Raw genomic sequence first — 8435 nt, 5'->3', positions numbered from 1 at the left:
CTCCTGCACCGGCAGCCCCGGTTGCGCCCACTCAGCCGCCGACGTGCGGGCCGACGCGGCGCAGTCGCTGGACGGGGCCTACCCGGCGCACCGCCACTTCGTCGGCTGCGAACGGGCCTGCGGCAGCCCGCCGACCGGTGAGGTCCTGGTCGCCACCGGGACGGGATACCGGTTGCTCAGGTCTTAAGGTGGGCGGGTGCTCGACTACCTGCGCGACGCCGACGAGATCTACCGTCAGTCGTTTGCGACCATCCGGGCCGAAGCCGACCTGACCCGCTTCCCCGCCAATGTCGCACGGGTGGTGGTCCGGCTGATCCACACCTGCGGACAGATCGACCTCACCGAACACATCGCCTACACCGACGACGTCGTCGAGCGGGCCGGCACCGCTCTGCGGGACGGCGCTCCGGTGCTGTGCGACTCGTCGATGGTGGCCGCCGGCATTACCACCGCGCGGCTGCCCGCCGACAACCAAGTGGTGTCGCTGGTCGCCGATCCACGCGCGGCCGAGCTGGCCGCGCGTAGGCAGACCACCCGCTCGGCGGCCGGAGTGGAGCTGTGGGCGGACCGGATGCCCGGCGCGGTGCTGGCGATCGGCAACGCGCCCACCGCGCTGTTCCGGGTGCTCGAACTGATCGACGAGGGAGTTCCGGCGCCCGCCGCGGTGCTGGGCGGGCCGGTCGGATTCGTCGGCTCGGCGCAGTCCAAACAGGAGCTCATCGACCGACCCCGCGGCATGTCCTATCTGGTGGTGCGGGGCCGCCGCGGTGGCAGCGCCATGGCCGCCGCGGCCGTCAACGCGATCGCAGCCGAGTGACCGAGCGGGGCACGCTGTGGGGAGTCGGGTTGGGGCCCGGTGATCCGGAGTTGGTGACGGTCAAGGCCGCTCGGGTGATCGGCGAGGCCGATGTCGTGGCGTACCACAGCGCGCGCCACGGTCGCAGCATCGCGCGCGGCATCGCCGAACGGTATCTGCGGCCCGGCCAGATCGAGGAGCACCTGGTCTATCCGGTGACCACCGAGACGACCGACCATCCCGGCGGTTACGCCGGCGCGCTCGAGGACTTCTACGCGCAGGCCACCGAGCGAATCGCGGCGCACCTGGACGCGGGCCGCAGCGTGGCGCTGCTCGCCGAGGGCGATCCGCTGTTCTACAGCTCCTACATGCATTTGCACACTCGGCTGACGCAGCGGTTCAACGCGGTGATCGTGCCCGGCGTGACCTCGGTGAGCGCCGCCTCGGCGGCCGTCGCGACGCCACTGGTTGCCGGCGACGAGGTGTTGTCGGTGCTGCCGGGCACCCTGCCGGTCGCCGAGCTGACGCGCCGCCTGGCCGACGCGGACGCGGCCGTGGTACTCAAACTGGGCCGCTCGTATCACAATGTCCGCGAAGCACTTTCGGCGTCCGGCCAGCTCGACGACGCGTTCTACGTGGAGCGGGCCAGCACCCCGGCGCAACGCGTGCTGCCGGCCGCCGACGTCGACGAGACCAGCGTGCCCTACTTCTCGCTGGCCATGCTGCCGGGCGGGCGCAGGCATTCCGGCACCGCCGGCACCGTAGCCGTGGTGGGTTTGGGACCGGGCGACACGGACTGGATGACGCCGCAAAGCCGACGCGAATTGGCCACGGCCACAGACCTGATCGGCTACGGCGGCTACCTGGACCGCGTTCCGGTCCGCGACGGCCAGAGACGCCACCCCAGCGACAACACCGACGAACCGGCGCGTGCGCGACTAGCCTGCTCGCTCGCCGATCGGGGCCACGCGGTGGCGGTGGTGTCGTCGGGCGATCCGGGGGTGTTCGCGATGGCCACGGCTGTGTTGGAGGAAGCCAAGCAGTGGCCCGGTGTGCGGATCAGGGTGATTCCGGCGATGACCGCCGCCCAGGCCGTCGCCAGTCGGGTCGGCGCTCCCCTGGGCCACGACTACGCGGTCCTCTCGTTGTCCGACCGGCTCAAGCCGTGGGACGTGATCACCGCGCGCCTGGAAGCCGCGGCCGCCGCCGACCTGGTGTTGGCGATCTACAACCCGGCCTCCAAGTCGCGAACCTGGCAGGTCGGCGCCATGCGAGATGTGCTGCTGGCCCACCGCGACCCCGGTACTCCGGTGGTAATCGGACGTAACGTGTCCGGCCCCGACGAAGAAGTCCGCGTCGTGCGGCTGGCCGACCTGGACCCCGCCGACGTCGACATGCGCTGCCTGCTGATCGTCGGATCATCCCAAACACAATGGCACGCAACAGATTCCGGTGACCAGGTGTTCACCCCCCGACGCTACCCCGCCTAACCGTCCCTCATTCGCCGGCGGCCGGTAAGCGAAACGGGGTGGGCTCGGTCGGGCTAGGCGGCGCCGGCACGGGCGGGGCCGGCGGCTGGACGATGCGAGTTGTCAACGCGGCCAGGGCCTCTGCGTATTCACGGCGGGTCCAGAACCCCGAATGCCCGCAGATCGGCGGGTATCGGCCGTTGACGGGTTCGAGCGCCGTGGCATCGAGAAGCCGGCGATCGACCGTGTTGCCGGTGGGGGTATCAACCGGCGGCGGGCCGAGGTCTTCGGTGAGAACCCAGCCGCCGATCGGATCCGTCAAAGCCCACAAATTCACCCACCGAGAAGACGTACCGGTTGCCTGTGCTTTCAGCAGTTCGAGCGTGTCAAACCCGAAGTAAGCAGGGAAGTTTCGCGCATAAAGGCGACGAAGAGGGCACCCGAAGGTCAGCACGGCTACGGGTCGAGACAGCAATGACGTCTCCGCCGGGGCAGCTGCGGCCTCGCCCGCCGGGACGGCGTTGATCAAGAGCGCGGCGGCACCGATGACCGATCCTTGGCTATGCGCCGCCATGACGACTTTGGACTCGCGGGCCAGCAGCGTTGACCTCAGCCACAGATCGGGCACGGCGCGTTCCCCATAACAGGGCGGTCCCAACGGATGCGCCGCGCGCGGCCAAAACGTCACCACGTCCCACATCACCGCCACGCGACGCCGGGTTTCCGAACTCCGAAAGGCTTTATACGCAAGCCCCACTGCCGCAGTGGCGACAAACGCGGTAACACCCTGGCCGGTCAGAAGAACGGCTGTCCAGCCTGAGCGCACGGTGGCGCCGCCCAGCCACGAAGGTACGAGCGTAGAGAAGATTGCGCCGGCGACAACGGCCACGACGATCACACTGGCCAGCAGCACGGGTACATGGTCAGTCAGTGCAGCCCACGCCCGCGCGTCTGAGATCGCCCTAGCCCGGGCGGTTCGCATCACTGTCAGCCTCTTGCCCTCCTTTTCGGCGTCGCCATAGTCGGACCAGGTCTGTTGCAAAATCCGGGTGCGGCCACGGTGCCAAGTCAGCACGGCCGTCGTGACGGCCATGATGATCACCGCCGCGATCACCACCAGGTTGACCATCGAGGCGACGAAGTACACAGCCGAAAGTTGAAGTGGCGCCTGCCCGTTGGCTGCGTTGACGAAATCCCGAAGCATCTTCGATGACGACTCGGTCGCGTCATTCGCGGGGTTCGCCATCCCGATCACGCTGGTCGATGCGGCCCGGAGTGCGTCAGCATTGTGCTGCGTCACCGCCGCGGCGGCCTCGGCCGATCCGACGGGCTGACCCAGGTAACGCGATACCCAGAAGCCGACGGCGACCGATGCTTCGCCGCCGATCAGCCAGGCAAGGGTGGCAACGCACGGTGCCGTCAGACCCCTGAGCGTGGGGCGGTAGTCGGACGGCAGATGCGCAGCTGACCGCCTCGACAGCCACGTCGCCACCAGGAGCGCCAGCAGGAGCAGCAGCTGAACACCGATCAGCCATCGTGTCGCCGTCGGGAGGTATGGCAGGGGTCCGTGCACCGCGATCTTGCTGCCGGGGTTGCGATGGCCCGCGTACCAGTGGCTGCCGAACACCCAACCGAGCGATGCGATGCTCAGGGCCATCGACGACAGCCACATCCACTGGGGCCAGCTGTGGGTGCGATCGCCCTGGTCGCGGCGCAGGCCCCTGCCACCGCGGGCGGTGACGCGGTCCCAGAACGTGAAGACGAGGCCCGCCAAGACGAACACGAGGTGCACGACGAGAAGTACCGCGGTAGGCGTGCGCGGTGAGGTACCCGTGATCGTCCACGAAGCGGCGAGAACCAACGCCGCGACCGTCGAGAACCAGACCGTCATGTGACAGGCGCGCAGTCGGCTGACGGAAGGGTCCCCATTCCAAAAGTTCGGGTTGGTCAGCGGTGATGTGCCGCGTTTCGCGGCATCGGGCGGGGGCTCACCGATCCGCGGGTTCGGCTTTCCGATCAGCAGCAGCACCGCCACGACCGCCAGCACGGGAGCCGCCGTCGCTGCCAAGCGCATCCCCGGCGTCCACCCGGATAGGACCCGCAACGGACCCAACCGGTCCGAGCACTGCGGAAGGTCCGGACATTGCCAGCCCACCAGGTCGACAAGCACCGACATCATCGCGAACAGCAAGGTGACTGACAACGTGAGCCCAAAGACCCGCAATAACCGCACCGACCACGACGCCCATCTGCTGGGTTTGACCTCAGTCGGCGGCAGCATCCAGTGGGCGAGATTGACGAGAACGAACGGCAGAAATAGCAGCCACAGAGCCCGCGTCGCCGGCCCGGAGGTCAGGTGACCCCAGGAGAACGCTTCGGACACCAACCCGGCGGGGCGCGGGGTGGGTGAGTCGGGGTCGTCGGACGTCACGACCGCCGAGTCATCGCTGCGTCGGTAAAAGCCGACGTTGTCGTCGCCGTAGCACAGCTCGACTAGCTCGGACGGATAATGCAGCAGCTGGGCTGGCGGCGAACCTGACACGCCGTGTACCCGCAGCTCCACAATCTCAAATGGACCGCCGGGAACGACGCTCATAGATCGCGAGAGTACCCGGGTTAGGGGCTGATCAGTTGCGCCGCGACGAGCCCGGCCGCGGCGGCGATGAGCGCCTCGCGGGGCTCCGCGTCAGACCCGCCGCCGGCGCGATCGGTCAGGATCGCCACCACATGAGAGACACCGGTCGGCGACCACACGACCGCGACGTCGTTGGCCCGGCCGTAGTCGCCGCTTCCGGTTTTGTCGGCCACTTTCCAGTCGGCGGCAAATCCCGCCCGGATACGTTTGGCGCCGGTGGTGGTGCCCGCCATCCAATCGGTGAGCAGCGTCCGCTTGTCGGGGGGCAGCGCGTCGCCCAGCACAAGCTGTTGGAAGACAAGGGCGATCGCGCGCGGAGTCGTGGTGTCTCGCTCGTCGTTCGGGGCGTCGCGGTTCAGCTCCGGCTCTTGCTGGTCCAGGCGGCTGACGTTGTCTCCCAGGCTGCGCAGGTAGGCGGTGAAGGCGGCGGTGCCGCCGATATCGGCGAGCAAAAGGTTGGCGGCGGTGCCGTCGCTGTACCGGATCGCGGCATCGCACAGCTGCCCGATGGTCATTCCGGTCTCGACGTGTTGCTCGGTGACCGGCGAGACCGACCGGATGTCGTCTCGCGTGTAGGTGACGACCGTGTCCAGATGGGTGAGCGGATTCTTCTGCAGCACGGCCGCGACGAGCGGCGCCTTGAACGTCGAGCAGAAGGCGAACCGCTCGTCGGCCCGGTAGGCGATCTCCGCGGTTGGGCTGCCCGCGGGCACATACACCCCGAGCCGAGCGCCGTACTGTCGCTCGAGTTCGGCAAAGCGGTCGGTGGCGGGAGGGGCACCGCTTGCGGGGCGCGCCCAGCCCGCCAGCGGGACCAATAGGGCTGCTGCGAGCAGCTGGCGCCTGAAAAGGCCTGTCACGACTCCACATTAGGCGGGTCGCGCTGCCAGCTGCTCGGCAACAGCGGCATGCTCGTCCCGCTGCTCATCCCGTCGCTGTCCAGGGTGACCAACCCGGTCGGCTTGCTTGCGGCCCCGGCAAATCCGAGCGGTCCGGCGCCCGTGTCGGACGCCGACGGCGGTTCGGGTTCCAGGTACTCGTAGCGGTAGGCGTGATCTTTGGCTTCTCCCCCACGACGCCGGCGACTGCGCAACCGCTCGCGGGCCGACGCCGCCCCGGTCGCCGCGGCCTCGGCGTCGTCCGGTGCAGGCTCGGAGGACTTACGCCGCGAGCGACCGCTGGCACTGCTGCGCGCCGACAATCCCGACAGGCTCACGGCATAAAAGTAGTCGGCCATGCCCGCACCGACACCATCCGAAACTCCCGGACCGAATCCGACCCCGGGACCGCCGCCAGGCGGCGCGCCGCCGGACGCCGTTGCGGTAGTTGACGCGGCACTGTTGGGTGCGCTCGGGGCGCTGCCCGCACTTGCCGGGGTACCGGCCGTCACCGTCGGAGTCGGCGCAGCCCCCAACGGCACCGGCGCCGCTGCAGCAGCCAGCGGCAGCGATAGCGGCAACGCGATGCCGGCGGCGCCCGCTGCACCCGCCGCCGCACCCACAGCGCCGGCAGCGGGAACAGCGGCAACCATTGCCGGGGCCAGCGTTATCGCCAGCTGAACCGCCTGTGTCCCAAAGGGCCAGAAGATCATCAGCGTGTGAAAGGTGGCCCAGGCAATCGTCGTGGCAAGCGTTGGGGACATGCCGGGAATTTGCAGCAGCGCAGAGGAGAGCCCGTTGGCAAACGGGACCGCCGGAATGGGCCAGCCTTCGGGGTTCAAGTCGGCCGAGACTGGCCAGGCAAAGTTCGAGGTGTACTGCTGGATGATGGCCGCAAGCTGGTCCTGCCACGACGTGCTGGTCTCTGCCGCGGTTTGGGTTGCCGCCGCGCGAGCCTCTCCGCCCGGGGCGACGATCTGCGGCGCGGGCACGTTCGCGGGAACCGCGGCCAGCGCGGAGTCCGTGACGACTTGGTAGGCGGTCATCGTCTCGGCGGCTTGTAGCCACATGCACAGGTAGTCGGCTTCGTTCAGGGCGATCGGGATGGTGTTGATCCCGAAGAAGTTCGTTGCGAGCAGCACGGCGTGAATGGCGTGGTTGGCGGCGAGTTCGGCCAACGTGGGCATGGCGGCGAGCGCGGCGCTGTAGGCGCCGGCGGCCGTCTGGTGCAGTGCGGCCTTGGCGCTGCTGTTGGCGACGCTGTCCAGCAGCCAGGCCAGATACGGGCCATGCGCCGCGACGTACTGTGCCGCGCTGGGCCCCTCCCAGGCCCCGCCTTGAACCGCGCCCAGCAGCCCGCTGAGTTCGTCGGCCGCCGCGGCGTATTCGGTGCTCAACGACGACCACGCGGCGCCGGCCGCCAGCAGTGAACCGGGTCCCGGCCCGCTGCTCAGCATCGCCGAGTGGACCTCCGGCGGCAACGCCATCCAAATCGGGGCGCTCACGCGAATCCTCCCTCCAAACAACCGGATTGCTTGCAATCAGTGGTCGGCAGACGACTTCGTTTGGTTCCTTCGGCTTTCTATGAGTTCGGCCTGAGTGGCCCTACGACAGCCAGTCGTAGACTCACCGGGCCCACCCGTTTAAGGTGGAAAACCATGAGCGCGCGGAGCGACGACGAAGCCGTTACCGCGCTCGCCTTAGCCGCGGCCCGGGGCAACGAGCGGGCACTGGAGTCGTTCATCAAAGCCACCCAGCAAGACGTGTGGCGCTTTGTCACCTATCTGTCGGACGTCGGCAATGCGGACGATCTGACCCAAGAGACGTTTCTGCGGGCAATCGGCTCGATTCAGCGGTTCTCCGGGCGCTCCAGCGCCCGTACCTGGCTACTGGCCATCGCGCGTCGAGTCGTCGCCGATCACATCCGCCAGGCGCAAACGCGGCCCCGCACCGCACCCGGCGCCGATCCCGAACGCCTGCTCGACGGCCATCGCCACACTCGCGGGTTCGAGGATCTCGTCGAGGTGACCACCATGATCGGCGGCCTGATCACCGAACAGCGGGAGGCGCTGTTGCTCACACAGCTGCTCGGCCTGTCTTATGCCGATGCCGCGGCGGTGTGCGGGTGCCCCGTGGGGACCATCCGGTCCCGTGTCGCCCGTGCTCGCGACGCGCTGCTGGCCGACGGCGAACGCGACGACCTGACCGGCTAGCTCACCGAGACTGCAGTGAGGGCGTGGTTTGGCGCTCAATCGCGATCTGTGTGCAGTTTCGGCGGCCTCAGTTCAGTTTCGGCACTCCCGGCGGCGGCGGGGCGGGCCTGGCGTGGGCACCGGCTAGACATCCCAGCTGCGTAAGTGTCAAGCGGCTCGAGTTTTGGGGCCGGTTTGACGGTGTGCCCAGGCTTTGTGTTCGTCGTAGTGGGTTCGGTGGCGTAGGCAGCCGTGCAGGATGCCGACGAGGCGGTTGCCGAGGGCGCGTAATGCTTGGTGGTGTAGGTCGCCGGCGGCACGGCGTTGGTCGTAGAAGGTGCGGGCGCCGGGGCGTGTCTGCAGGGCGCAGAAGGCCCATTGGTCGACGGCGTCGTAAAGCCGGTGGTTGCGGACGTAGCGGGCCAGCACGGCGCGTTTCTTGCCCGACGCGATGGTCAGGGGCGA

Annotated in this window: 6 protein-coding genes and 2 pseudogenes; 4 read left to right on the top strand and 4 right to left on the bottom strand. The window is 68.7% G+C overall.

Annotation, left to right across the window (positions count from 1 at the left end; translation table 11 throughout):
• The 3 genes and pseudogenes from VML93_RS26385 to VML93_RS26375 all read left to right on the top strand — a co-directional run.
• Window positions 1-187, top strand: a pseudogene (locus VML93_RS26385) (precorrin-3B synthase); the annotation flags it as partial.
• Window positions 188-196: 9 nt separating this feature from the next.
• Window positions 197-817, top strand: coding sequence for a precorrin-8X methylmutase (locus VML93_RS26380; protein ID WP_325615215.1), 621 nt, complete (start codon window positions 197-199; stop codon window positions 815-817).
• Window positions 814-2286: a precorrin-2 C(20)-methyltransferase gene (locus VML93_RS26375; protein WP_325615214.1), complete on the top strand. Its 1473-nt coding sequence runs from the start codon at window positions 814-816 to the stop codon at window positions 2284-2286. Before VML93_RS26380 ends, VML93_RS26375 begins: the two co-directional genes overlap by 4 nt.
• 7 nt (window positions 2287-2293) lie before the next feature.
• Here the strand turns inward: VML93_RS26375 and VML93_RS26370 are convergent, their stop codons facing one another.
• The 3 genes from VML93_RS26370 to VML93_RS26360 are packed head-to-tail and all read right to left on the bottom strand — an operon-like array spanning window position 2294 to window position 7283.
• Window positions 2294-4861, bottom strand: coding sequence for a hypothetical protein (locus VML93_RS26370; RefSeq protein ID WP_325615213.1), 2568 nt, complete (start codon window positions 4859-4861; stop codon window positions 2294-2296).
• 20 nt (window positions 4862-4881) lie between these two features.
• Entirely contained in the window at window positions 4882-5760 is an 879-nt protein-coding gene (bla, locus tag VML93_RS26365) for a class A beta-lactamase (RefSeq protein WP_325615212.1), read from the bottom strand.
• Window positions 5757-7283: a PPE family protein gene (locus VML93_RS26360; protein WP_325615211.1), complete on the bottom strand. Its 1527-nt coding sequence runs from the start codon at window positions 7281-7283 to the stop codon at window positions 5757-5759. The genes bla and VML93_RS26360 overlap by 4 nt, the downstream gene beginning before the upstream one ends.
• A 153-nt stretch (window positions 7284-7436) precedes the next feature.
• Between VML93_RS26360 and sigC the strand changes: the two genes are divergently transcribed.
• Window positions 7437-7991, top strand: coding sequence for an RNA polymerase sigma factor SigC (gene sigC / locus VML93_RS26355; RefSeq protein WP_325615210.1), 555 nt, complete (start codon window positions 7437-7439; stop codon window positions 7989-7991).
• A gap of 147 nt (window positions 7992-8138) precedes the next feature.
• On the opposite strand, the pseudogene VML93_RS26350 reads toward sigC, so the two are convergent.
• Window positions 8139-8435, bottom strand: a pseudogene (locus VML93_RS26350) (IS110 family transposase); the annotation flags it as partial.

This window comes from Mycobacterium sp. (genome assembly GCF_035499775.1).
In the GTDB taxonomy this organism is placed as follows: Bacteria; Actinomycetota; Actinomycetes; order Mycobacteriales; family Mycobacteriaceae; genus Mycobacterium.
This window is presented reverse-complemented; position numbering and strand designations above follow the sequence as displayed.

Bases quoted from the DNA above. Each gene is read 5' to 3' on its own strand.
- sigC (WP_325615210.1), top strand. From the start codon at position 7,437: ATGAGCGCGCGGAGCGACGACGAAGCCGTTACCGCGCTCGCCTTAGCC.
- VML93_RS26370 (WP_325615213.1), bottom strand. From the start codon at position 4,861: ATGAGCGTCGTTCCCGGCGGTCCATTTGAGATTGTGGAGCTGCGGGTA.